Here is a 1,253-nt window from a genome sequence, read left to right on the forward strand (position 1 = left end):
CCTCTGGGATGACCACCCAGCCCGAAACTATCCACCGAGAAAACTCTTTGGTTTCTACAGCCCTGAAAGTCTGACCTACCTGGTTCAACAACGTACGGGCTGCCGACCGTTAGCAGAAGTGCCGGTTGATACCCATATTGCGGGCCGTCTGTATCAGCTGGAAAGTATTGCCCGAGTCGGTGAACGCTTTACGGATAAGCACCGCAAGGCCCTGATTGTCCAGGCTACCGGTACCGGTAAGACCCGTGTCGCCATTGCGTTGACCAAACGACTGCTCGATGCCCGATGGGCCAAGCGGGTGCTGTTCCTCTGTGACCGGAAAGAGCTGCGTAAGCAGGCTCGCAATGCGTTCAATGAATTTATCAGTGACCCTATTTATGTGGTGGGCAGAACGGATAAGAAATACCAGGATACCTCCCGAATCTTCATCTCGACCTACCCAGGCATGATGAACATTATGGATCGGTACGATGTGGGCTATTTCGACCTGATCATTGCGGATGAATCCCACCGCTCCATCTATAACGTCTACGGTGACCTGTTCAAATACTTCGATGCCCTTCAGGTCGGTTTGACTGCCACGCCTGTGGATATGATTGGCCATACCACTTATGGCCTGTTTGGTTGTGAAGGGCGTATCCCCACCTATGAGTATTCACTGGAAGCGGCGATCAACGATGAACACCTGACGCCTTTTGAAGTGATCACCCACACCACCCAGTTTCTGCGGGAAGGCATCAAAAAAGACAACCTCAGCGATGAGCAGATTGCCCAACTGGAAGAGCAGGGCATCGACCCGAATACCCTGGAATTTGATGCCAAGGCCATTGATAAGGCGATCTATAACCGGGACACCAACCGGGCCATCATGCGTAACCTGATGGAACACGGCATTCGTGATCGGGATGAACAGCTTCCCGGTAAAACCATTGTCTTTGCCCGTAACCACAAGCATGCGGTTCTGCTGCAAAGCGTATTTGATGAGATGTACCCGCAGTTTGCCGGCAAGTTCTGTCAGGTCATTGATAACTATGACCCGAGGGCTGAGCAACTGATTGAAGACTTCAAAGGTGGTGACCTCAGTACCAACAAAGAACTGACCATTGCCATTTCAGTAGACATGCTCGACACCGGTATTGATGTGCCGGAAGTGGTCAACCTGGTGTTTGCCAAACCGGTGAAGTCCAAAGTGAAATTCTGGCAAATGATTGGCCGGGGGACTCGCCTTTGCAAAGACCTTTACGGGGCAGGGA

General features: G+C 51.8%; 1 protein-coding gene. It reads left to right on the forward strand.

Going from position 1 to position 1,253, the window contains the following annotated elements:
• The coding region (locus KDK13_RS07095; RefSeq protein WP_257284277.1) for a DEAD/DEAH box helicase family protein at positions 1 to 1,253 on the forward strand (1,253 nt) is incomplete at both ends.

Source organism: Endozoicomonas sp. SESOKO1 (genome assembly GCF_024606265.1).
In the GTDB taxonomy this organism is placed as follows: Bacteria; Pseudomonadota; Gammaproteobacteria; order Pseudomonadales; family Endozoicomonadaceae; genus Endozoicomonas.